The sequence below is a fragment of the Streptomyces sp. CA2R106 genome (genome assembly GCF_037034245.1).
Classification (GTDB): Bacteria; Actinomycetota; Actinomycetes; order Streptomycetales; family Streptomycetaceae; genus Actinacidiphila.
Map to the genome: position 1 here is coordinate 76,706 of NZ_JBAGKC010000012.1, position 23,784 is coordinate 100,489.

The 23,784-nt window shown below is 72.0% G+C and carries 18 protein-coding genes; 14 read left to right on the forward strand and 4 right to left on the reverse strand.

Translation table 11 applies throughout. The annotated features are described in order from the left end of the window. Window positions 1-44: 44 nt before the first annotated feature. Both WA788_RS19320 and WA788_RS19325 read left to right on the forward strand, forming a co-directional pair. Window positions 45-731, forward strand: coding sequence for a ribonuclease HII (locus WA788_RS19320; RefSeq protein WP_335978943.1), 687 nt, complete (start codon window positions 45-47; stop codon window positions 729-731). A gap of 54 nt (window positions 732-785) precedes the next feature. After that, window positions 786-1,445 (forward strand): hypothetical protein, encoded by a 660-nt coding sequence (locus WA788_RS19325; protein WP_335978944.1) that lies wholly within the window; start codon window positions 786-788, stop codon window positions 1,443-1,445. 96 nt (window positions 1,446-1,541) lie between these two features. Here WA788_RS19325 and WA788_RS19330 read toward each other — a convergent pair whose 3' ends face one another. After that, window positions 1,542-2,138: a hypothetical protein gene (locus WA788_RS19330; protein WP_435130226.1), complete on the reverse strand. Its 597-nt coding sequence runs from the start codon at window positions 2,136-2,138 to the stop codon at window positions 1,542-1,544. A gap of 340 nt (window positions 2,139-2,478) precedes the next feature. Here WA788_RS19330 and WA788_RS19335 point away from each other — a divergent pair, with 340 nt between their 5' ends. From WA788_RS19335 to WA788_RS19365, 7 genes are all read left to right on the forward strand, one after another. Next, window positions 2,479-4,638, forward strand: a complete 2,160-nt coding sequence (locus tag WA788_RS19335) for a RecQ family ATP-dependent DNA helicase (RefSeq protein ID WP_335978946.1) — start codon at window positions 2,479-2,481, stop codon at window positions 4,636-4,638. Window positions 4,639-4,756: 118 nt separating this feature from the next. Next, on the forward strand, window positions 4,757-6,001 hold the full coding sequence (locus WA788_RS19340) for a DUF4192 domain-containing protein (protein ID WP_335978948.1): 1,245 nt from the start codon (window positions 4,757-4,759) through the stop codon (window positions 5,999-6,001). 201 nt (window positions 6,002-6,202) lie between these two features. Then, window positions 6,203-6,934 (forward strand): NUDIX hydrolase, encoded by a 732-nt coding sequence (locus WA788_RS19345; protein ID WP_335978950.1) that lies wholly within the window; start codon window positions 6,203-6,205, stop codon window positions 6,932-6,934. Between the two features lie 51 nt (window positions 6,935-6,985). After that, window positions 6,986-8,776, forward strand: coding sequence for an ATP-binding cassette domain-containing protein (locus tag WA788_RS19350; protein WP_335978951.1), 1,791 nt, complete (start codon window positions 6,986-6,988; stop codon window positions 8,774-8,776). Window positions 8,777-8,827: 51 nt separating this feature from the next. Then, entirely contained in the window at window positions 8,828-9,790 is a 963-nt protein-coding gene (locus tag WA788_RS19355) for a FadR/GntR family transcriptional regulator (protein WP_335978952.1), read from the forward strand. A 265-nt stretch (window positions 9,791-10,055) separates the two neighbouring features. Beyond that, the gene (locus WA788_RS19360; RefSeq protein WP_335978954.1) at window positions 10,056-11,618 is read left to right on the forward strand and encodes an RNA polymerase sigma factor; all 1,563 of its coding nucleotides are present in this window, start codon (window positions 10,056-10,058) and stop codon (window positions 11,616-11,618) included. Window positions 11,619-11,752: 134 nt separating this feature from the next. After that, window positions 11,753-12,589, forward strand: coding sequence for a S1 family peptidase (locus tag WA788_RS19365; RefSeq protein ID WP_335978956.1), 837 nt, complete (start codon window positions 11,753-11,755; stop codon window positions 12,587-12,589). Between the two features lie 207 nt (window positions 12,590-12,796). On the opposite strand, the gene WA788_RS19370 is transcribed toward WA788_RS19365, so the two are convergent. Further along, window positions 12,797-13,027: a DUF7455 domain-containing protein gene (locus WA788_RS19370; RefSeq protein ID WP_335978958.1), complete on the reverse strand. Its 231-nt coding sequence runs from the start codon at window positions 13,025-13,027 to the stop codon at window positions 12,797-12,799. A gap of 405 nt (window positions 13,028-13,432) precedes the next feature. Here WA788_RS19370 and WA788_RS19375 point away from each other — a divergent pair, with 405 nt between their 5' ends. The 5 genes from WA788_RS19375 (at window position 13,433) to WA788_RS19395 (ending at window position 20,003) form a co-directional block, all read left to right on the forward strand. Then, window positions 13,433-15,553 carry a DNA gyrase/topoisomerase IV subunit B gene (locus WA788_RS19375; protein ID WP_335978959.1) on the forward strand — a complete coding sequence of 707 codons (2,121 nt, stop codon included), beginning with the start codon at window positions 13,433-13,435 and terminating at the stop codon, window positions 15,551-15,553. 335 nt (window positions 15,554-15,888) lie between these two features. Next, on the forward strand, window positions 15,889-17,043 hold the full coding sequence (locus WA788_RS19380) for a sensor histidine kinase (RefSeq protein WP_335978961.1): 1,155 nt from the start codon (window positions 15,889-15,891) through the stop codon (window positions 17,041-17,043). Continuing rightward, window positions 17,040-17,699: a response regulator transcription factor gene (locus WA788_RS19385; protein WP_335978963.1), complete on the forward strand. Its 660-nt coding sequence runs from the start codon at window positions 17,040-17,042 to the stop codon at window positions 17,697-17,699. Before WA788_RS19380 ends, WA788_RS19385 begins: the two co-directional genes overlap by 4 nt. 94 nt (window positions 17,700-17,793) lie before the next feature. After that, window positions 17,794-18,303, forward strand: a complete 510-nt coding sequence (locus WA788_RS19390) for a DUF485 domain-containing protein (RefSeq protein WP_335978965.1) — start codon at window positions 17,794-17,796, stop codon at window positions 18,301-18,303. 62 nt (window positions 18,304-18,365) lie between these two features. Further along, window positions 18,366-20,003 (forward strand): solute symporter family protein, encoded by a 1,638-nt coding sequence (locus WA788_RS19395; protein ID WP_335979115.1) that lies wholly within the window; start codon window positions 18,366-18,368, stop codon window positions 20,001-20,003. A 13-nt stretch (window positions 20,004-20,016) separates the two neighbouring features. Here the strand turns inward: WA788_RS19395 and WA788_RS19400 are convergent, their stop codons facing one another. Together WA788_RS19400 and WA788_RS19405 are read right to left on the reverse strand one after the other, a co-directional pair. Beyond that, the gene (locus tag WA788_RS19400) at window positions 20,017-20,997 is read right to left on the reverse strand and encodes a sucrase ferredoxin (RefSeq protein WP_335978968.1); all 981 of its coding nucleotides are present in this window, start codon (window positions 20,995-20,997) and stop codon (window positions 20,017-20,019) included. An 85-nt stretch (window positions 20,998-21,082) separates the two neighbouring features. Beyond that, window positions 21,083-23,530, reverse strand: a complete 2,448-nt coding sequence (locus WA788_RS19405) for a DNA gyrase/topoisomerase IV subunit A (protein WP_335978970.1) — start codon at window positions 23,528-23,530, stop codon at window positions 21,083-21,085. Window positions 23,531-23,784: the final 254 nt, after the last annotated feature.

Below are 23,784 nucleotides of genomic sequence, written 5' to 3' on the forward strand. Positions count from 1 at the left end.
CCCTCTATGGGCGGGACGTTGCCGAGAGGTACGCTGACTGCGTCATGCCGTACGTACCACCCACCCACACCGTCGAGCGTTCGATGCGCGCCACCCTCGGCGTACGCACCGTCGCAGGTGTGGACGAGGTGGGCCGCGGCGCCTGGGCCGGACCCGTCACCGTGTGCGCGGCGGTCACCGGACTGCGGCGGCCGCCCGAGGGGCTGACCGACTCCAAGCTGATCACGCCCAAGCGCCGGACCAAGCTCGCGGCTCTGCTCGCCGACTGGGTGACGTCCTACGCGCTCGGCCAGGCGTCCCCCGAGGAGATCGACGGCCTCGGGATGACGGCGGCACTGCGGCTGGCGGCGGAACGCGCCCTGGAGGCGCTACCCGAGCGGCCGGAGGCGGTCATCCTGGACGGCAAGCACAACTACCTGGGCGGGTCCTGGAAGGTGCGGACCGTCATCAAAGGCGACCAGTCATGTGTCGCGGTGGCGGCCGCGTCCGTGATCGCCAAGGTGCGGCGTGACACCGCGATGGCCGAACTCGGCGTGGAATACACCCCGTTCGCGTTCGCGGACAACGCCGGTTATCCGTCACCGGTGCACCGTGCGGCACTGGAGGAACTGGGCCCGACCTCCCAGCACCGGCTGTCCTGGTCGTACCTGGACACGATGCCGCGCTGGCAGCACCTCAAGAAGGTGCGGAACGACGCCGACACAGGGGAACAACTCGGTTTCGATTTCTGATTCGGGCGCCACCCCCCGCTGCGCATCCACAGCGCGTTTGATAGACATCAACTCATGCCTCTCACCCCCGAGGAGCCTCAGATTCACGAGAGCGTCCCGGGTCCCCGCACTGCTCCGGCCGCCGGCCGGAGTGCGTCGACCCCCCGTCCAGTCCCCGGCCCGCCGCGACCCGCGGCTCCGCGCCCCACGCCGTCCAGGGAATCCGCGGCCGCGGGTGTCGGTCCGGGCCGTCCCGGACCCAACCGGCCCGCGGGCAAGAGCGGACCGGTGACCCCGGCCGCGCCGCCCGCCGCCCCCTCCGCACAACAGCCCGCCGCCAAGAGCGCGTCCGCCCAGATCCAGCTCATCCCCGCGCCGGAGTCCGGTGCGGTCGACGCGGCCGACGAAACGGTTGACCTGCTGCTGGACACCGGGCGTCCGCCCGGCGAGATCCTGGTGCTGACCGCGGGCGAGCAGCACCCGTGGGCCGCGCACGAGCTGTCCTTCGGCGAGGCGTCCTACTGGGCGCAGCACGAAGCAGCCGACGACGTGTTCTACGCCGACATCCGCGCCGACCGGGCCACCGGTCGCCCCGTCGTGGTCGTCGCGCTCAACGGCGGTGACGACGAGGGCATGTCGCGTGCGCTGGCGGGGGCACTGGCCCGCGCCGGTGTGCTGCTGATCGTGTGCGGCGACCCCGCCCGGATCAACGGACTGCTCGGCGCCAGCGCCTGAACGGGCGCTCGGCCGGGCCGCGGTGGGAAGGCCCCGCGCCTTTCCGGCCGGGTCCCTGCCGCGGTCTCGCCCTGTCGCGGGAGCTTTCCGCCGGGCTCAGCGCACGGCCGCCCGGCGCCCGGCCATCGGCGCGTCCTGCGGCAGCGGGGCGTGCGCCGGCGGGTTCGCCGACCGGGCGGGTGCGGAGTGGGCGTTGGGGGTACGGCCGGCGCGGCTCTCGCCGATGACGTTCCAGCCGTCGTCGGTGAGGGTGACGTACGACCCGCAGCGCAGCCCGTGCAGCGTGCAGGCGTCGCGCAGCCCCCACATCCAGGCGCCGTCCTCCGCGGTCCACCCGGGACCGCCCTCCCGGCACACCATGAGGACCGCGACCCGTACGGGGTGGCGGAGCCGCAGGTCGTGCGGGATGACCCGGCGCAGGTGGGAGAGCAGGGCGTTGCGGCGCTCCCACCCGTCGAGCACCCCGTCGCGGCCGGTGAACGAGGCGCTGGCCCTGATCCTGCCGTCCGGGTCGTAGACCGCGACGACCGCGGTCGACGGCGTGGGCAGGTGTCTGGCGTGCAGGTCCTTGATGACATCGCGCGGGCTCGCCAGCATCGGCACACCGCTGCCGGCCCACTCGGCCGGCTCCATGCTGCGCGACACCCGGGGGGAACCGGCGGACGAGGTCTCAGGAACGAACCCGATGGTCACGGTCCTCCCTTCGCGGATGCACCCGTGGACCGGGCGCGGGCGCACGCCGGTCAAGGGGCTCGGAGAGCCGATCGGGAATCCACGGCCAATTCTTCCTCTCGTACTGCCGTGCGGCAACGGGCAATTGGCGGCAACGACCGGTATGGCAACGTCCGCCGGATAGATCCCACCCGGATGATCGACTCGGCCGCGCACTGCCGGGACCAGCGGGAACGCGGCGGAAACCGGGGGCGGCACCCCCGTCGCCCGCCGTGGCCGCCTCCGGACCCGCGGTGTCGGACGGTCCGTCCCTGGGGGTGGGGATTGGGACGATGACAGTGCTGTGGGGTTGCATGGGGGCATGAGCAACCAGGAGCTGCGCGCGGAGGCCGATCTGATCCTTGCCGAGCTGGTGGGCGCCGCGGAGGGCGCCGCGCGGCTGCGGGAGGACCAGTGGCAGGCGGTGGCCGCGCTGGTGCAGGAGCGCCGGCGCGCGCTCGTGGTCCAGCGCACCGGCTGGGGCAAGTCGGCGGTGTACTTCGTCGCCACGGCGCTGCTGCGGCGACGCGGCGCCGGTCCCACGGTGATCATCTCCCCGCTGCTGGCTCTGATGCGCAACCAGGTCGAGGCGGCGGCCCGCGCCGGCATCCGGGCGCGGACGATCAACTCGGCCAACCCGGAGGAGTGGGAGACGATCTACGGGGAGGTGGAGCGGGGGGAGACGGACGTGCTGCTGGTCAGCCCCGAACGCCTCAACTCCGTCGACTTCCGCGACCAGGTGCTGCCCGAGCTCGCGGCCACGACCGGTCTGCTGGTGGTCGACGAGGCGCACTGCATCTCCGACTGGGGCCACGACTTCCGGCCCGACTACCGCCGGCTGCGGGCGATGCTCGCCGAGCTGCCGACCGGCGTACCGGTGCTGGCCACCACCGCGACCGCCAACGCGCGCGTCACCGCCGACGTGGCCGAGCAACTGGGCACCGGTGCCGGCGAGGCGCTGGTGCTCAGGGGCACGCTCGAACGGGAGAGCCTGCGGCTGGGCGTGATCCGGCTCCCCGACGCCGCGCACCGCCTGGCCTGGCTCGCGGAGCACCTCGAGGAGCTGCCGGGCTCCGGGATCGTCTACACCCTCACGGTCGCCGCGGCCGAGGAGGCGACCGCGTTCCTGCGCCAGCGCGGTTTCGAGGTGGCCTCGTACACCGGGAAGACGGAGAACGCCGAGCGGCTGCAGGCCGAGATGGACCTGCAGGAGAACCGGGTCAAGGCGCTGGTCGCGACATCGGCACTGGGCATGGGGTACGACAAGCCGGACCTGGGCTTCGTGGTCCACCTCGGCTCTCCGTCCTCGCCGATCGCCTACTACCAGCAGGTGGGCCGTGCCGGGCGCGGTGTCGCGCACGCCGACGTGCTGCTGCTGCCCGGCAGGGAGGACGAGGCGATCTGGCGCTACTTCGCCGACACCGCCTTCCCCCCCGAAGGACAGGTCCGGCAGACCCTCGCGACCCTCGCCGACGCGGGCCGGCCGCTGTCCGTACCTGCTCTGGAGGCGGCGGTGGACCTCCGGCGCGGCCGGCTGGAGACGATGCTGAAGGTGCTGGACGTCGACGGCGCGGTCCGGCGCGTGAAGGGCGGCTGGGCGTCGACTGGCGCCGAGTGGGTCTACGACGCGGAGCGCTACGCCTGGGTGGCCCGGCAGCGCGCGGCCGAGCAGCAGGCCATGCGCGACTACGTCGGCACCACCCAGTGCCGGATGGAGTTCCTGCGGCAGCAGCTCGACGACGAGGGCGCGGTTCCCTGCGGCCGCTGCGACAACTGCGCGGGCGCGTGGATCGAGTCGGCCGTCTCGGCGGGCGCGTTGACCGGTGCGGCCAAAGAACTGGACCGGCCCGGAGTGGAGGTCGAGCCGCGGCGGATGTGGCCCACCGGGATGGCCGCGCTCGGCATCGACCTCAAGGGCCGCATCCCGGCCCAGGAGCAGTGTTCGACGGGGCGGGCCCTGGGCAGGCTGTCGGACATCGGGTGGGGCAACCGGCTGCGGCCGCTGCTGGCCGAGGACGCGCCCGACGGCGCGGTGCCCGACGAGGTCCTGCGTGCCGCCGTGGCGGTGCTGGCCGACTGGGCCCGCTCCGCCGGGGGATGGTCATCCGGTGCGCCGGACGCCCCGGCGCGGCCGGTCGGCGTCGTCGCCGTTCCGTCCCTCACCCGCCCCCAGCTGGTCGGTTCACTGGCCCAGGGGATCGCGTCGGTCGGCCGCATGCCGTTCCTGGGCAGCCTGACGTACACCGGCGGGAACGGGGCGCACGCCGCACGCCGGAGCAACTCCGCGCAGCGGCTGAAGGCACTGTCCGGAGCGTTCACGGTCTCCGAGGAGTTGGCGGGCGCCTTGGCGGCGTCGCCGGGTTCCGTCCTGCTGGTGGACGACTCGACCGACTCCGGGTGGACCCTCGCGGTCTGCGCGCGGCTGCTGCGGCAGGCGGGCAGCGGGCCGGTCCTTCCGCTGGTCCTCGCCGCGGCGGGCTGATCGCCGGGCCCGAAGGACGGATGGTCCGGGCGCCGGGCGGACGTCCTGCCCGGAAGTTGTCCACAGCCGAACGGGTGGTCGGCCGCGGGAAGGCCGGGCGATGCGTCATCGTCGAGTCATGACACAGAGCGACGAAATTCAGCACGGAGAGTCATCGGATCGCCCGACGGAGGTCAAGGTCACGCTGCGCGGCCCCGGAGAACTGGCGGACGCGCTGCCCTATCTGCTCGGTTTCCAACCGACCGACAGCCTGGTCCTCGTGGCCCTGCACGGCGAGCACGGCCGCTTCGGCGGGAGGCTGCGGGTGGCCCTGCCCGAGGGGCCGGAGGAGTGGCCGGTCTGCGCCGGCCGCCTCGCCGAGTGCCTGGTGCGGAACAGCACCCGCCGGACCGGGCGCCCCGACGCGGCCGTGGTCTTCCTCTGCCAGGACCCGGCCGAGGGCGAGCGGCCGTCGGACGTGGTGGAGCGGCTGCGCCCGCTCGCCCAGCGGCTGCGGGTCGCCTGCGGGGAACTGGACGTGCCGGTGATCGAGGCGCTGTGCGTGTCGGCCGGCCGCTGGTGGTCCTACTGCCTGCCAGACCGCACGCCGTCGCCCGCCGAGGGCACCGCCCTCCCACCGCCGGGCAGCACCGAAATGGCCGTCACCGCCGCGTCCGTCGGGCTGCCGGTGCCCGGCCCGCTGCGGGACATCGAGGCGCGGCTGCGGCCGTCGGCGGCCGACGACCACCACAAGCAGGAGGTCGCGCTCGACATCGCGTGCGCCGAACTGCTGCCGCGGATGCTGACCGGCGACCGCGTCGAGGAAGCCCGCCGCCGCACACTCGGGCTGGCCCGTGCGGCGCTGGAGAGGTTCCGGGCCGCGCCGCGGCTCGACGAACCGGTCCGGGCCGACGAGCAGGACGACGCTCTCCTCGATGAGGACGAGGCGGCGGTCATGATCCTCGGCCTCCAGGACAAGGCCGTCCGCGACCGTGCCGCGGAGTGGGCGGAGCCCGGGCAGGCCGACGCGGCGGTGCGGCTGTGGCGTGCGCTGGCCCGGCGCTGCGTCGGCCCCTACCAGGACCATGCGGCCACTCCGCTCACCCTCGCCGGCTGGGTCGCCTGGTCCACCGGGGACGAGACCGAGGCCCGGGTCGCCCTGCGGATGGCGCTGGACCTCGACCCGGACTACACCTTCGCCCGGCTGCTGCACACCTCCGTCAACGAGGGCCTGGACCCCGAGCTGCTGCGGCGCAGCATGCGCCAGGAGCGGCGCAAACGGGTGCTCGGAAGGGCCGCGCTGCACCGCGGCCCGATCGGTCCGGCCGGCCGCGGCCCCGCCCACCGCGCGCCCAAGGGCCGCCGCAGCAGGACCCGCCGGTGAGCAGCCGCACAGCGCGTGTGCTTCCGGCGGGCTCGCGGCGCGCGGACACCGCGCCGCACGCCACCGGGAAGCCGTCGGGCGCAGGCGGCGGCGGGCGGAGCGGGGGAGGCGCGACGGGCGGCGGACGGGAATCTCCGCCGGCCGGCTGTCAAGATCGCCGATCCGGCTGTTTATCGTCAGGGAGACGACTAGGATCGCGTCATGTCGCCCTACGACCCGTCGGCCTTCCCGCCCTTTGCCGTCACCGTCGACCTGGTGGTGCTCACGGTTCGGCATCACGCGCTGTGCGCGCTCACGGTGCGCAGGGGAGAGGCTCCGTTCCAGGGCCGATGGGCGCTGCCGGGTGGTTTCGTCCGCGACGAGGAGGACCTCTCGCAGGCGGCGGCCCGCGAGTTGGCCGAGGAGACGGGTCTGCGGGCTCAAAGCGGCGCCCACCTGGAGCAACTCGCCACGTACGGCGATCCGCAGCGCGACCCGCGGATGCGGGTGGTCAGCGTCGCGCATCTGGTGCTGGCCCCGGACCTGCCGGCGCCCCGTGCCGGTGGCGACGCGCGCAGCGCCCGCTGGGCGCCGGTCGACACGCTCCTGACGGACAACGGCCAGGACCTGGGAGAGGCGGCGCCGCTCGCTTTCGACCATGGGCGCATCCTCGCCGACGGGGTGGAGCGGGCCCGGTCGAAGATCGAGTACTCCTCGCTGGCCACGGCGTTCTGCCCGCCGGAGTTCACCGTCGGCGAGCTGCGGCGGGTCTACGAGGCGGTCTGGGGCGTGGCGCTCGACCCGCGCAACTTCCACCGGAAGGTGACGGGGACGGTCGGGTTCCTGGTGCCGACCGGGGGCACGACGACACGTCAGGGTGGGCGCCCGGCGCAGCTGTTCAGGGCCGGTGGGGCCGCGCTGCTGAATCCGCCGATGCTCCGACCAGAGGTGTAGTTTCGGGGGTTTTGTCCATTTTGATGGTCATTTCGGCGCTATGGTGCTGGGGTGATCCAGGCCATCGGACTGACCAGCTTGTCCCGCCGCAACACCCCGCCCGCCGTCGCCGACCTGACCTTCGAGGTGCGGGAGGGCGAGGTGACCGGCCTGCTCGGACCGGCAGGTGCGGGCAAGTCCACCGCGCTCCGGCTCCTGCTCGGGGTGCAGCAGGGCCGTGGCGCCACTCTCGTCGACGGCCGCCCCCTGCACGAACTGGCCCGCCCCACCGACGAGATCGGCGCGGTGCTGGGGGACGTCCCCGGCCACCCCCGCCGCAGCGCCCGCGGACACCTGCGCATGCTCTGCTCCGCCTACGGGCTGCCGCTCTCGCGCGCCGACGAGGTCCTGGAACTGGTCGGGTTGGACGCGGTCGCGGACGAACGGCTCGACACGCAGTCGCTCGCCATGGACCGCCGGCTCGGCTTCGCCGTCGCGCTGCTCTCCCGCCCGAGGGCCCTGATCCTGGACGACCCCGCGCACGAGTTGCCGCCGCGCGAGGCCGCCTGGGTCCACCAACTGGTGCGCGGGCACGCGGCCGAAGGCGGCGCCGTGCTGCTCGCGGGCCGGGACGCGGGCGCGCTGGCCCGCACGGCGGACCGCGTACTCGCGCTGGACGGCGGCCGGCTCGTCGCCGACGAGGCGGCGGCGCAGTTCGCGCGCAGCCGCATGCGGCCGTACGTGGCGGTCCGGTCGCCGTACGCCCAGCGGCTGGCGGCACTGCTCAGCGACGACGGCGCCGAAGTGGTCAGCGCGAGCGGCAGCCGTATCGCCGTGTACGGCACGACCTCCGCGGCGGTGGGCGAGACTGCCTACCGGCACGGCATCCTGCTGCACGAGTTGGCCGACACCTCGGCGGACCGGCTCGACCGGACCCGGGCCGAGGCCGAGCCGCCGCAGCCCGCGGTGCCGCAGTCCGCCCTGCCGCGGCAGCGCGGCGAGCGCCGCAGGCCCCGGCGGGTCGGGCGCCGCCCGGGTCCGGTCCGGCCGATCCGCTACGAGGTCCGGCGCGCGTTCGGGGTGCGCACGCCCTGGCCCACCGTGTTCGGCGCGCTGCTGTGCTCGGCGCTCGCCGGCGTGCTGATCGCCCGGGCCGGTGTGGCGCACACCTCGGTGCTGCGGGTGCTGTCGGGCTGGGCCCCCGAACTGCCGCTGCCTGCCGGGGCGATCGGGTCCGGACTGCTCGGTGCGCTCAGCTACGGCCAGGAGTTCCGCTATCCCGCTCTCGCGCCCGGTCATGGTCCCGAGCCGCGCAGTTCCCGGTTGCTCGGCGCCAAACTTGTCGTAGGGGCGGCGTCCGCCCTGCTGCTCACCGCCGCGGCCACGGCCGTCGACGTCGGCGTACTGAGGCTGCTCACCGCCCGCGGCCGCGTGCCCGACCCCTGGGCCCATCCCGCCGCGCTGGCCGGGAGCGCCGCGCTGGCGGTCGGGTGCTGCTGGGCCGGTGTGCTGGCCGCTGCGGTCTTCCGTACTACCGCGCTCGGTGTGTCCGCGGTACTCGCGGTGCCGCTGCTCGCCGTACCGGCCGTACGCGCGCTGCTCGGTGGGCCGCAGCTGAAGGAACTCGGCGACGCCGGCGGGGCGTTGTGGTCGGTGGTGTGCGGAGTGTCGCAGGGCGGCGGTGGGGGCGTGGCCAAGGCGCTGCGCTTCGCCGGGCAACCCCTCTTCCTGGGGTTGGTGTTGCTGCTGGTGGTGCTTGTTGCGGCCTTCGCGGCAAGCGCGTTGCGCGGGCGGCGGCAAGGGCGGCGGTCAACTGCGGTGCCCACCGGAGGAAGTGCGCCGCTTCCCGGGGACGAGGGGTGATTCCTCCAGAAAAGACGTCAATGATCAGGTGATGAGTGCTCACCCTTTCGTGTGCTTTTCAGCAAAGCCCTCAAGGCCGGGTTCGGCATCGCCGACAAAGGATGCGTGAGTACCCTTGCGCATTCCATGATGACCGCGGCCCGTTCTGCCGACTCCGGCATTGCCGGTTCGGGCGAGCTCGATCGCTATCCGTACCCCGAAGCCCCCGGTGGAGACCGTCCCGGGCTCAACGCCTGGGAAGGGGTCGAGCCCGACATGGGCCGGGTCGGCCGCCGTGCCGGAGGCAGCCGCGGCCGGGGTCTGCACGGCCAACTCGTCCAGCAACTCGGTCAGATGATCGTCTCCGGTGACCTGGGCGCCGATCGCCCGCTGGTCCCCGAGGAGATCGGCCAGCGTTTCGAGGTCTCCCGCACTGTGGTGCGCGAGTCCTTGCGCGTGCTGGAGGCCAAGGGCCTGGTCAGCGCCCGGCCGAACGTCGGCACCCGGGTCCGTCCGGTCAGCGACTGGAACCTGCTCGACCCCGACATCATCGAATGGCGCGCCTTCGGACCCCATCGGGACGACCAGCGCCGCGAACTGCTCGAACTGCGCGCGACCATCGAGCCGGTCGCCGCCCGGCTCGCGGCCGGCCACGGCCGGGAGGACGTGCAGCAGCGGCTCGCCGACATGGCCGAGATCATGGCGCACGCCAGCTCCCAGGGTGACGCTCTCACCTTCTCCCGTGCCGACGCCGAGTTCCACACCCTGGTGCTCCAGGTCGCCGGCAACCGGATGCTGGAGCACCTGTCCGGCATCGTGTCCGCCGCCCTGCACGTCTCCGGCGGCCTCGCCACCGGGTGCGAGCGTCCGGGGGACACCTCGGTCGGTCTGCACCAGCGGATCGTCGAGGCGCTCGCGGAGGGCGACGGGGGCACCGCCGAGGCGGCGATGCGCGAACTGCTGGCCGCCTCGACCGAGCCGGCCCCGGCGCCCGCCGCCGACCATGTCGTCCCGGCGCCGCGAGAGAAGAACTGACCTGCATCTGGCGCCGCCGCGGACCCCGATCCGGGAGTCGGCGGCGGCTCCACGTGTATGTGATGTCCCACTCTGGTATGTATAAGCGTGTTATGGGGTGTGACTCGGGCCACGTAAGCTTGGCGTAACGCTTGGCGAGGCAGTGCGATGACTTAAGAGGTGGCCGCCGCACACGCAATGTTCAACCGAATATTCGGCATCAGGACTGACGCCGAGTCGCTGTGCGGTACCACTCAGTCGTTCCCATCGTTCCGAGAGGTTGTTCGTGTCGGCCAGCACATCCCGTACGCTCCCGTCCGAGATCGCCGAATCCGAGTCTCTGATGGCGCTCATCGAGCAGGGTAAGGCCCAGGGCCAGATCGCCGGCGACGATGTGCGTCGGGCGTTCGAAGCGGACCAGATTCCGGCAACCCAGTGGAAGAACGTTCTGCGCAGCCTCAACCAGGTCCTCGACGAGGAGGGGGTGACGCTCATGGTGACCGCGGCAGAGGCGCCCAAGCGCACCCGCAAGAGCGTCGCAGCCAAGAGTCCGGCGAAGCGTACTGCCACCAAGACGGTCGCCACCAAGACGGCGGCCCCTGTCAAGAAGACCGTAGCGCCCAAGGCCCCCGCCCCGGAGGCGGTGACCGAGGCCGAGACCACGGTGGAGCCATCGGTGGAGGCGGAGAACCCAGCCAAGAAGGCGCCCGCGAAGAAGACCGCGGCGAAGAAGACGGCTGCCAAGAAGGCACCGGCCAAGAAGGCGACGGCGAAGAAGTCCGCCGGGTCCGGTGACGAGGCGGTCGAGCCGGACGAGGCACTCGAGGACGTCGCGCCCGGCAAGGGCGACGAGGACGCCGAGAAGCCGGAGTCCGAGAGCTTCGTGCTCTCCGACGACGACGAGGACGACGCGCCTGCCCAGCAGGTCGCGGTCGCCGGCGCCACCGCCGACCCGGTCAAGGACTACCTGAAGCAGATCGGCAAGGTCCCGCTGCTCAACGCCGAGCAGGAGGTCGAGCTCGCCAAGCGGATCGAGGCCGGCCTCTTCGCCGAGGACAAGCTCGCGGCCGCCGACAAGCTCGCGCCCAAGCTCAAGCGCGAGCTGGAGATCATCGCCGAGGACGGCCGCTGGGCGAAGAACCACCTGCTGGAGGCCAACCTCCGCCTCGTGGTCTCGCTGGCCAAGCGCTACACCGGCCGCGGCATGCTCTTCCTCGACCTGATCCAGGAGGGCAACCTCGGTCTGATCCGGGCGGTCGAGAAGTTCGACTACACCAAGGGCTTCAAGTTCTCCACGTACGCGACCTGGTGGATCCGGCAGGCGATCACCCGCGCCATGGCCGACCAGGCCCGCACCATCCGCATCCCGGTGCACATGGTCGAGGTCATCAACAAGCTGGCCCGCGTCCAGCGCCAGATGCTCCAGGACCTGGGCCGCGAGCCCACCCCGGAGGAGCTGGCCAAGGAACTCGACATGACCCCCGAGAAGGTCATCGAGGTCCAGAAGTACGGCCGTGAGCCCATCTCGCTGCACACCCCGCTCGGCGAGGACGGCGACAGCGAGTTCGGTGACCTGATCGAGGACTCCGAGGCGGTCGTGCCGGCCGACGCGGTGAGCTTCACCCTCCTCCAGGAGCAGCTCCACTCCGTCCTGGACACCCTGTCGGAGCGCGAGGCGGGCGTGGTCTCCATGCGCTTCGGCCTCACCGATGGGCAGCCCAAGACGCTGGACGAGATCGGCAAGGTCTACGGGGTGACGCGTGAGCGCATCCGCCAGATCGAGTCGAAGACGATGTCCAAGCTGCGCCACCCGTCGCGCTCGCAGGTGCTGCGCGACTACCTGGACTGATCACCACATCACCACCCAGCCGCGGGGGCGAGCCGACCTTCGGCCCGCCCCCGCGGCTGTTCTCTGCGGATGCGGCCTCCCGACCTGTCCATGACTCTGGGTGTGCAGAGTGATTCACAGCGTCAGGAGGCCGTATGCGTTTCCGTGTTCGTACCGTCATCGCGTCGATAGTCGCGCTGCTGCCGGCTTTGGCGGTGCCCCTCGCACTGCCCGCCACGTCGGCGGCGGCCCATGAAGTCGTCGTGGGCGGTACTCCGACCACGACCCAGCAGGAGCCCTGGGTGGTCGCGCTGTCCAGCCGTTCGCGCTTCGGCAGTGACCGTTCCGGCCAGTTCTGCGGCGGCGTCGCGGTCGGCCCACGCACCGTGGTGACCGCCGCGCACTGCTTCGGCGAGGAAGCGCTCGGCGTGTCCGACTGGCAGCAGCTGCCGGACCTCCGGGTCATCGCGGACCGCACCGACCTGACCAGCGACAGTGGCGAGGAGCTACAGCTGTCCAAGGTGTGGGTGAACCCGGATTTCGACCAGGCCACCAACGCCAACGATGTCGCGGTGATCACCCTGGCCGAGCCGCTGCCGAGCGGGGCGGCCATCCCGATGGCGGATTCCTCCGACACGGATTCCTACCGCCCCGGCACCCAGGCCGAGGTCTATGGCTGGGGCGACACCACCGGAGACGGCGACTACGCGACCACACTGCGTACCGCCGACATCTCGGTCCTTGACGACTCGGCGTGCGAACAGGCGTATCCCGGCGGGAGCGTCGGCACCTACGTGCCCGCGTCGATGATGTGCGCGGGGGAGAAGCAGGGCGGGCGGGACGCCTGCCAGGGCGACAGCGGTGGACCGCTGGTGGTCGCCGGCCGGCTGGTCGGCCTGGTGTCGTGGGGGAACGGCTGCGCGCTGGCGAACTACCCGGGCGTGTACACGCGGGTCTCCGCGATGGAAGCGCTGATCGCGCAGCACATGTGAGTCGTGACGTGGAGTGATCCACGGCAGGAGCGCGCCGCTGTCACGGGCCGCAGTGCAGGACACCGTCGGCCTGGTGGGGCGGTCGGCGCGGGGGAGCGATGGTACAGAACAGCCGACGGGGCCTGGAGATCGGTGAAAATCCGCGGGCGGACACCCCCTCAAGGGGTCTGTCCGCCCGCGGCTCCGATTCGTCGCTGGTGCGAAGGCTCAGCGCTCGTCGTCTCCCGATGACGCCGGGGTCTCGGTCAGCCGACCGGTCTCGTCCTGTATCTCGGCTGCGATCTTCTTCAGTTCAGGCTCGAACTTGCGGCCGTGATGGGCGCAGAAGAGCAGCTCTCCACCGCTGATGAGTGTGACGCGCAGGTAGGCCTGAGCGCCGCAGCGGTCGCAGCGGTCGCCCGCTGTCAGCGGACTCGCGGGGGTCAGAACAGTAGTCACGTCGCCTCTTCTCTAGCTCGACGAGCTGTCGTACCAGGGTCAACATCCAACCAGGCCGAAAACGTTCCCGCTGACGGCATTTTCTCGGAACCGTCCTCGGTGTGACCGGGTGTTACCGATTGGCGGCGAATAGGAGTCAGTTGCGTCGGATGTCGGGTGTGGAGCTGTTGTCCGGATCGTCCCCCGGCTGGCAACCGGGTTGTTGGAGAGGACGTGCCCGGAGCCTAAATGGTTCATGCCTCTTTGGGAACGTGACATGTGTATCACTCGTGCGGGTTATCGAACGCGCGATCGAAAACGGCTAAGATGGATCATCCGGATACCGGGTCGCGTCGGTGCCCGCCCACCCCGCATCGGTACCCTCTCACCGACACGCCTGAATATCTTGACCGAGGAGCTGCCCGCGTGACCGCCGAAACCTCCGTGCCGCCCGCCTCGATGCTGACGGGCGCAGATCGTGACGGTTCCAACTACACCGCGCGGCACCTCCTCGTCCTCGAAGGCCTCGAAGCGGTTCGCAAGCGGCCCGGTATGTACATCGGGTCCACGGACAGCCGCGGCCTCATGCACTGCATCTGGGAGATCATCGACAACGCCGTCGACGAGGCGCTGGCCGGCCACGGCGACCGGATCGAGGTGGTCCTCGGCGCCGACGGGTCCATCGAGGTCCGCGACAACGCCCGCGGCATCCCGGTGGACGTGGAGCCGAAGACGGGCCTGTCCGGCGTCGAGGTCGTCATGACGAAGCTGCACGCCGGCGGCAAGTTCGGAGGCGGCTCCTATGCCGCCTCCGGCGGTCTGCACGGCGTCGGCGCCTCGGTGGTCAACGCCCTCTCCTCGCGCCTTGACGTCGAGGTGGACCGCGGCGGCCACACGCACACCATCAGCTTCCGCCGCGGTGTGCCCGGGATCTTCACCGAGTCCGGCCCCGACGCTCCCTTCGAGCCGGCCAGCGGCGTGGTCCGCACCAAGAAGATCCCCCGCACCCGCACCGGCACCCGCGTGCGGTACTGGGCGGACCGGCAGATCTTCCTCAAGGACGCCAAGCTCTCCCTGGACACCCTCCACCAGCGTGCCCGGCAGACCGCGTTCCTCGTCCCCGGCCTCACCATCGTGGTGCGCGACGAGCGCGGCATCGAGGAGGACAAGCCGGTCGAGGACGTCTTCCACTTCGACGGCGGGATCAGCGAGTTCTGCGAGTACCTCGCCCCCGACAAGCCGATCAGCGACGTGCAGCGGCTCACCGGCAGCGGCACCTTCAAGGAGACCGTCCCCGTACTCGACGACCGCGGCCACATGACCCCCACCGAGGTCACCCGCGAACTCGGCGTCGACATCGCGCTGCGCTGGGGCACCGGATACGACACGACGCTCAAGTCCTTCGTCAACATCATCGCCACGCCCAAGGGCGGCACCCATGTGACCGGCTTCGAGCGGTCGGTCGCCAAGACGGTCAACGAGGTGCTGCGCGCCACCAAGTTGCTGCGCGTCGCCGAGGACGACATCGTCAAGGACGACGCGATGGAGGGGCTGACGGCGGTGGTCACCGTCCGGCTGGCCGAGCCGCAGTTCGAGGGGCAGACCAAGGAGGTGCTGGGCACCTCCGCCGCCAACCGGATCGTGGCCGCCGTGGTGGCCAAGGAGCTCAAGGAGTTCCTGACCTCCACCCGGCGGGACACCAAGGGCCAGGCCCGGGCGGTCCTGGAGAAGGCCGTCGCGGCCGCCAGGACCCGGATCGCCGCCCGGCAGCACAAGGAGGCCCAGCGCAGGAAGACCGCGCTGGAGACCTCCTCGCTGCCCGCGAAGCTCGCCGACTGCCGCAGCGACAACGTGGAGCGCAGCGAACTGTTCATCGTCGAGGGCGACTCGGCGCTCGGCACCGCCAAGCTGGCCCGCAACTCCGAGTTCCAGGCCCTGCTGCCGATCCGCGGCAAGATCCTCAACGTGCAGAAGTCCTCCGTCTCGGACATGCTCAAGAACGCCGAGTGCGGTGCGATCATCCAGGTCATAGGGGCCGGCTCCGGGCGCACCTTCGACATCGACCAGGCGCGCTACGGCAAGGTGATCTTCCTCGCCGACGCCGATGTCGACGGCGCCCACATCCGCTGCCTCCTGCTGACCCTCTTCCAGCGCTACATGCGCGCCATGGTCGAGGAGGGCCGGGTCTTCTCCGCGGTCCCGCCGCTGCACCGGATCGAGCTCGTCCAGCCCAAGAAGGGCCAGGACAAGTACCTGTACACCTACTCCGACGCCGAGCTGCGCCAGACCCTCCAGGACCTCAACCGGCGCAACGTCCGCTACAAGGACAGCATCCAGCGGTACAAGGGCCTCGGCGAGATGGACGCCAACCAGCTGGCCGAGACGACCATGGACCCGCGCCACCGCACCCTGCGACGGATCAACATCAGCGACCTCGAAGCCGCGGAGCAGGCGTTCGACCTCCTGATGGGCAACGAGGTGGCGCCGCGCAAGGAGTTCATCTCCAGTTCCGCCTCCACCCTGGACCGCGCGCGGATCGACGTCTGACCGGCGGCCGGCCACCAGCTGTACCCGACTCAACCCGGCTTCGCCGGTCTCCGCCCGTCTCGAACGGGCCGAAACGCTCTCCACCTCCGGGTGGAGAGCGTTTTTCCACCCCTGGCTTGATCAATTGACCAGCGATTTTCCGTAGATTCGAGGCATAGCAACATCGTCGAATCGTCTACGGAGGCACGTGCCATGTCCGGTCCGGTCCATGCGTCGGTGGTTGTCGCAGCCGTCGCGTCTGTCGCGTCCGTCGCCGGCCCCGCGATGTCCCCGATAAGCGGGCGGGCGCTCTTCGGGCGGGGCCGGCCCCGCACACCGTTGCGGCGCACGGTCTCATGAGCACCTGGACGGCCTGGCCGTCACGCGAGGCGCTCTCCCGCGACCTGCGGCCGCAGGCGCGGCGGCAGGTCGGTCGGGGCATCAGGGTCGCGCTGATGGCCGCGGCGCTGTGGGCCGTGGTCGCCAAAGGCGGGCTGCGCCCGTGGGCCGCCGTGGGCGCGTGCCTCGGTTTGCTGGTGCTGTACGGGGTGGTGTGGGCCTACTTCCGGACCACGCTGCGGCACCGCCTGTGGCCCGCGCTCGGTATGGCCGCGCTGCTGCTCGCGGGGGGCGCCATCGCGACGGCGGTGGACGCGCCGCTGCCCGCGGTGCTGCTGTGGTGCGGGTCCGCGGTGCTGGCACTGGAGCGGCTGCCCCTGGCAGCGGGGATACCGGTGGCAGCGGCCTCGCTCACCCTGTTCGTGGTGCTCGACCGGGCGGACAGTTGGTTGGTGACGATGCTGACCGCGCTCGGGGTGGCACTCGTGGGCTACACCGTGCGGCTGGACGCGGAAGCACGGGGGCACACCCAGCGGCTGCTGGCCCAGGAGCGGGCCGCGCGGAAGGCCGAGGCGGAGACGGCCGCGCTCGCCGAACGGGCCAGGATCGCCCGGGAGATCCACGACGTGCTCGCACACAGCCTGTCCGCGCAGACCGTCCATCTGGAGGCGACCCGGCTGCTGATCGAGCGGGGCGAGGACCGGGAGGTGGTGCTGGAGCGGGTGGTGGCGGCCCGGCGGATGGCCCGGGAGGGGCTGGCGGAGACCCGGCAGGCACTGTCCGCGCTGCGCGGGGAGATGGCGCCGGTGGAGGAGTTCCTGCGGGAGTTGGTGGCGTCGGAGGGAGCGCGGTTGGAGGTGGACGGGCAGCCGCGGCGGCTGCCGGCCGAGGCGGGGCTGACGGTGCGGCGGGTCGCCCAGGAGGCGATGACGAACGTGCGGAAACACGCGCCGGGTGCGGACGTCGTGCTGCGGCTGGAGTACCGGCCGGACGAGGTGGAGTTGGAGTTCCGGGACTTCGGCGGCAGATCGCCTGTGGATAACTCTCTGGGCGTTTCCGGATCGGGCTACGGTCTTCGTGGAATGAGGGAGCGCGCCGAACTGCTGGGCGGCGCGCTGGATGCCGGACCGGTGGAGGAGGGCTTCGTGGTGCGCTTGCGGGTGCCCGCATGACGCGGGTGGTGGTCGCGGACGACCAGACGGTGGTGCGCGAGGGGATCGTGATGCTGCTGGGGCTGCTGCCCGGGATCGAGGTGGTGGGAGCGGCGGGCGACGGGGAGGAGGCGGTGCGGCTGGTGGCGCAGCAGCATCCGGACGTGGTGCTGATGGATCTGCGGATGCCGCGGTGCGACGGAGTCGAGGCGACCCGGAGGATTCGGGTCGGGTATCCGGGCACGCAGGTGGTGGTGCTGACGACGTACGCGGACGACGACTCGTTGTTCCCGGCGCTGCGGGCCGGAGCACGGGGCTATCTGACGAAGGATGCGGGCGGTGAGGAGATCGCGAGGGTGATTGCCGATGTGACGGCAGGGCGGGCGGGATTGTCGTCGTCGGTGCAGCGCCGGGTGCTGGATGTGCTCGCACAGGGTGAGCCCGCGGCGGCGAGGCTGGTGCGGCGTGAGGGAGAGGAGTTGCCTGACGGGCTGACGATACGGGAGGCAGAAGTGTTGGCGCTGGTTGCCGAGGGGCTGTCCAACGCGGAGATCGCCGAGCGGTTGCACGTCAGCATGGCCACCGTGAAGACGCACATCAACAACCTGTTTGCCAAGACCGGGGCACGCGATCGGGCTCAGGCCGTGGGATACGCCTACCGGCACGGGATCACCTGATGGTGTGAAGGTTTGGGCATGTTGGTTCTGGATCTTCCCGGTCTGCCCATGATGGGCCGCACGACCGACCGGTCGGCGGATCGAGGAGATTTCGGTGGACGAGCACGGCGGGGGAGACCCGGGGACGCTGGGGGTGGACAGCCCGTGGCGACAGGCCGCGGTGGCACGGCAGTGGACGCCGGAGCCGGATACGGATGCGGGGTCGGGCGCGGTCAGAGAGCAGGTGACACCGCCTGTGGTGCTGCCGAGGGCGCGTTCGGCGGACGAGGCGGACGCGCGGGCGGCGGTGTACCTGGAGGTGCAGCACAGCGCGGCGTTCAGCCAGGTGCGGGACCGCTACCGGGGGTTCGCGTTTCCGGCGGCGGCGGCGTTCGTCACCTGGTACCTGGTCTACGTGGTGGCAGCGACCACCGCACCGGGTGTGATGGCCCGCCGGGTGGTGGGCGAGTTGAACGTGGCGCTGGTTGCGGGGCTGGCGCAGTTCGCGACGACCTTCCTGCTGACCTGGGCGTATGCGCGGCATGCGCGGCTGCGGCGGGACCAGGCGGCGCTTGACCTTCGGTGGACGCTGGCCACCAGGACCGGGCAGGAGCGGGTGCGGTGACAGGGCAGTTGACGGGGCAGTTGGCGGGGCAGCTGGTGGGGCAGCGGGCCGAGGTGGCGTACCTGGCCGATACGACCGGGGACCACCAGGGGCTGGCGATCGTCCTGTTCACGGTGTTCGTGTCGGTGACGCTGGCGATCACGGCGTGGGCCGGGCGGCGGCGCAGTTCGTCGGAGGAGTTCTTCGCCGGCGGGCGGCTGTTCACCCCGGCGGAGAACGGGTTCGCGATCGCCGGGGACTACATGTCGGCGGCGTCGTTCCTCGGGATCTCCGGGCTGATCGCGCTGTTCGGCTATGACGGGCTGCTGTACTCGGTCGGGTTCTTCGTGGCGTGGCTGATCGTGCTGATGCTCGTCGCCGAACTGGTGCGGAACGTCGGCCGGTACACGCTGGCCGATGTGCTGTCGGCGCGGCTGCGGCACCGGCCGGTGCGGATCGCGGCGGGGACGGCGTCGGTGACGGTGTCGATCCTGTACCTGGTGGCGCAGATGGTCGGGGCGGGCAGCCTGGTCGGGCTACTGCTCGGCGGTACCGGGGCGGCCAGGACCTGGACGGTCATCGGGGTCGGGGCGCTGATGGTGGTCTACGTGTCGTTCGGCGGGATGCGGGCGACCACGTGGATCCAGATCGTCAAGACCGTGCTGCTGATGGGCGGGACGGTGGCGCTGACGGTGATGGTGCTGGTCAAGTACCACGGCAACGTGGACGGGTTGCTGCGCTCGGCGGTGACGGGGAGCGGGCAGGGCGACGCGTTCCTGGCGCCGGGGCTGAAGTACGGGATCAGCGGGACGTCGCGGCTGGACTTCATCAGCCTGGGACTGGCGCTGGTGCTGGGCACGGCCGGGCTGCCGCACATCCTGTCGCGGTTCTACACGGTGCCGACGGCGCGTTCGGCGCGGCGCTCGGTGGTGTGGGCGATCGGGCTGATCGGGGCGTTCTACCTGATGACGATCGTGCTGGGCTTCGGGGCGGCGGCGATGGTCGGTTCGGACACCGTGCGGGCGTCGAACGAGGCGGGCAACACCGCGGTGCCGCTGCTGGCGGAGGCCCTGGGCGGTGGGTCGGGCACGACCGGCGGCGCGGTGCTCTTCGCGGTGGTCGGGTCGGTGGCGTTCGCGACGATCCTGGCGGTGGTGGCGGGGATCACCCTCGCGTCCTCCGCCTCGGTGGCGCACGACCTGTATGCGACGGTGCGGCGCGCACCGCGCCATGCCGCGGCCCGGAGCGACGCCGGGAACCCGGGCGGCCGGATGGAGGAGGACGAGGTACGGGTGGCGCGGTTCTCGGCGGTCGGCATCGGTGCGGTGGCGATCGCGCTGAGTCTGCTGGCGCAGGATCAGAACATCGCGTTCCTGGTGGGGCTGGCGTTCGCGGTGGCGGCGTCGGCGAACCTGCCGTCGTTGCTCTACTCGCTGTTCTGGCGGCGGTTCACCACCAAGGGCGCCGTGTGGTCGATCTACGGCGGGCTGCTTCCGGCGCTGACCTTGGTGGTGCTGTCGCCGGTGACGTCCGGACGGGCCGACTCGCTCTTCCCGGGGGTGGACTTCCACCTCTTCCCGCTGGAGAACCCCGGGTTGGTGTCGATCCCGCTCGGGTTCTTCGCCGGCTGGCTGGGCACGGTGCTGACCCGGGAGCCGGCGGACGAGGCCGCGTTCGCGGAGACCGAGGTGCGGTCGCTGACGGGAGCGGGCGCGGTGTAGGGCGCCCACGGGGTTACGGGGCCGGCGTTCCCGGGGCGGTCTGCTCGATGGACTCGACGTCCATCCGGGCGGGCGTGCCGAGGGCGGCCCCGCAGCTTTCGGGGCGCGGGGGAGTGGCGGCGTGCTGGGCGACCAGCGCCCGCCACTCCCGTCCGTCGGTGTGCCGCACGTGCACCGACCAGGCGGCGGACTCCGCTGCCGGGTTGCCCGGGTTGCCCGGGTTGCCCGGGCGGACAGCGTGGACCGGATCGGCGGAGTGCACCGCCAGCGCATCCGCGCTGTCCTCGCCGATGAGCGCGCGCACCGCCAGGTCAGCGGCCTGCCCCGGCCGGGACCAGCTGGAGCGGCCTCGGCATCCTTCGAGGGCGATACGGCCGGAGTGCGCGGCGGTCAGCGCGGCCTTGGCGGTGGCGGCGTCCAGGCGACCATAGGCATAGCCGTGCGGGAGGACCAGCATGGTCGGGGCGAAGCGGTGGCCGCCGAGATGGGTGGTCTCCCACACGTCGAGGCTGCTGTCGGCGGCGAGTTCGGCGGCGAGCGGGCGGCCTTGGACGGCGCAGCAGCGGTCGCGGGTGCCGTTGGTGCAGACGAGGGCGATCGGCGGGTGCCCGGGACCGTCGGCGGGGGCGCCGAAGCCGGCGGGCAGGCCCGCGCCGAGCGCCTGGAAGTCCAGGGCGGCCAGGTCGGCGGGGTCGGCCAGTTCGGTGCTGCGCACCCAGGAGCGCCCGGGCGCGGTGTGCGCGGCGATGACCCGGTGGCGCGGCCGGCGGGTGTCGGCGTGCCGGCCGGGACGGCGGATGAGGCCGAGCCGGACCCCGGTGCCGTCGGCGAGCCGCTCCAGCTCGCGGCCCAGTGCCGGGTCGAGGTGGCTGGCCCGGAGTGCCTTGGCGCCCCAGGGCCCCGGCTGCTCGATCAGCAGCCAGGTCCGTGCGGTTGCCGCGGTGGCGGCCGTCGGTTCGGCCAGTTCGATCGAGGCACTGGTGCAAAGACTCACCCGGCCGAGCCTAGTGGGCGCCGCCGCCGCGCCCGTGCGGCTCCCTGTGCCCGGGGTTGGCTCGGCCCCGGGCACAGGGTCCGGATCACGCCGGGCCTGCGACCGCCGCCACCGGCTTCGCCAGGGGCACCCCGGAGCCGTCGCGGCGCGGGTCCTTCGGGGGCAGTTCGGCGGGCGCCCCCGTGGAGGTCGCCGCGCGGGCGGGCGCGGGACCGGCCCAGGCCAGCAGCAACCCGTTCTCGCCGCGCAGGAACCGCTGGCAGCGCACTCCGCCGGTGGCCCGCCCCTTGCGCGGGTACTGGTCGAACGGCGTCAGTTTCGCGGTGCCCTCGCCCCCGCCGTCGAGGGTGCCCTCGGAACGGGCCACGGTGAACACGACCGCCTCCACGGCCGGATCGACCGCCGTGAAGGAGATCACCCGGGCGCCGTCGGCGAGCTTGATGCCCGCCATACCGCCCGCCGGGCGGCCCTGCGGCCGGACCTGCCCGGCCGGATAGCGCAGCAGTTGGGCGTCGTCGGTGATGAAGACCAGGTCCTCCTCACCGGTGCGCAGCTCCACCGCGCCCACGAGGGTGTCGCCCTCCTTGAGGGTGATGACCTCCAGGTCGTCCTTGTTCGCCGGATAGTCCGGCACGACCCGCTTGACCACGCCCTGCGCGGTGCCGAGCGCCAGCCCGGGGGAGGACTCGTCGAGCGTGGTCAGGCACAGCGCCCGTTCCCCGTCGTCCAGGGCCACGAACTCCGACAGCGGCGCCCCGCCGGCCAGCGAGGGCGCGCCCGCGGTGTCCGGCAGCATCGGCAGGTCGATGACGGTCAGCCGCAGCAGCCGGCCGGTCGAGGTCACCACGCCGAGGTCGGAGCGCGCGGTGGTCGACACCGCGGACAGGATCACGTCGTGCTTGGCGCGCTTGGCCGAGGCGTCCTGCTCCGGTCCGCCGGCCGCGGTGCGCGCCAGCAGGCCGGTGGAGGACAGCAGCACCCGGCACGGGTCGTCGGCGACCTCCAGCGGCACCGCGGCGGCCGGCGTGCCCGCCGACTCCAGCAGCACGGTGCGCCGCTCGGTGCCGTACTTCTTCGCGACCGCGGCCAGCTCCGCCGAGACCAGCTTGCGCAGCTCGGCGTCCGACTCCAGGATGCGGGTCAGTTCGGCGATCTCCTCGTTGAGCCGGTCGCGTTCGGCCTCCAGCTCGATCCGGTCGAAGCGGGTCAGCCGGCGCAGCGGGGTGTCGAGGATGTACTGCGTCTGGATGTCGGACAGGCCGAACCGCGCCATCAGCCGTTCCTTGGCCTGCGCCGCGTTCTCGCTGGAGCGGATGATGGAGATGACCTCGTCGATGTCGACGAGCGCCACCAGCAGGCCGTCCACCAGGTGCAGCCGGTCGCGGCGCTTGGTGCGGCGGAACTCGCAGCGGCGCCGGACCACGGTGAAGCGGTGGTCGACGTAGACCTCCAGCAGCTCCTTGAGGCCCAGCGTGAGCGGCTGGCCGTCCACCAGGGCCACGTTGTTGATGCCGAAGGAGTCCTCCATCGGCGTCAGCTTGTAGAGCTGTTCGAGGACGGCCTCGGGGTTGAAGCCGTTCTTGATCTCGATGACCAGCCGCAGCCCGTGCTCGCGGTCGGTGAGGTCCTTGACGTCGGCGATGCCCTGGAGCTTCTTGGCGCCGACCATGTCCTTGATCTTGGCGATGACCTTCTCGGGCCCGACGGTGAAGGGCAGTTCGGTGACGACCAGGCCCTTGCGGCGCGGGGTGACGTCCTCGACGGCCACGGTGGCGCGGATCTTGAAGGTGCCGCGGCCGCTCTCGTACGCGTCGCGGATACCGGACAGCCCGATGATCCGGCCGCCGGTGGGCAGGTCGGGCCCGGGGACGTGGCGCATCAGCGCGTCGAGGTCGGCGTTCGGGTGGCGGATCAGGTGCCGGGCGGCGGCGACGACCTCGCCCAGGTTGTGCGGCGGCATGTTCGTGGCCATGCCGACCGCGATCCCGGACGAGCCGTTGACCAGCAGGTTCGGGTAGGCGGCCGGCAGGACCTCGGGCTCCTGCTCCTGGCCGTCGTAGTTGGGCGCGAAGTCGACGGTGTCCTCGTCGATCGACTCGACCATGAGCTGGGCCGGGCCCGACATGCGGGCCTCGGTGTAGCGCATCGCGGCGGGCAGGTCGTCGAGCGAACCGAAGTTGCCGTGCCCGTCGACCAGCGGCAGCCGCTGGGAGAAGGGCTGTGCCATCCGCACCATCGCGTCGTAGATCGACGCGTCGCCGTGCGGGTGCAGCTTGCCCATCACCTCGCCGACCACGCGGGCGCACTTGACGAAGCCGCGCTCGGGGCGCAGGCCCATCTCGTTCATCTGGTAGACGATGCGGCGGTGCACCGGCTTCATGCCGTCACGGGCGTCGGGCAGCGCGCGGGCGTAGATCACCGAGTAGGCGTACTCAAGGTAGGAGCCCTTCATCTCGTCCACGACGTCGATGTCGAGGATGCGCTCCTCGAAGTCGTCGTCCGGAGCCGGGCTCTTCGTCGTGCGGCGGGCCATCTCGGCGGCGCTCCTTTGCCTTGCGTGGTGCCTACAGGTGCGTGGTGCTGGTGCGGGCGGTACTTCGTTCGGGTGCTGCGGCAGGCGTACGCCGCGGTGCGGCGCGGTCCATTGTGGACCGCGGCACCGACAGCGCGGACCGCGACCCGGCACGGAGGACGTTCCGAGCGGGAACTTCGCGCAGCGCGGGCACGCTTGCCTAGAGTGGCAGCACTCTACGCAGTCACGCAGCAGCGACCGGAAGGACAGCTTGC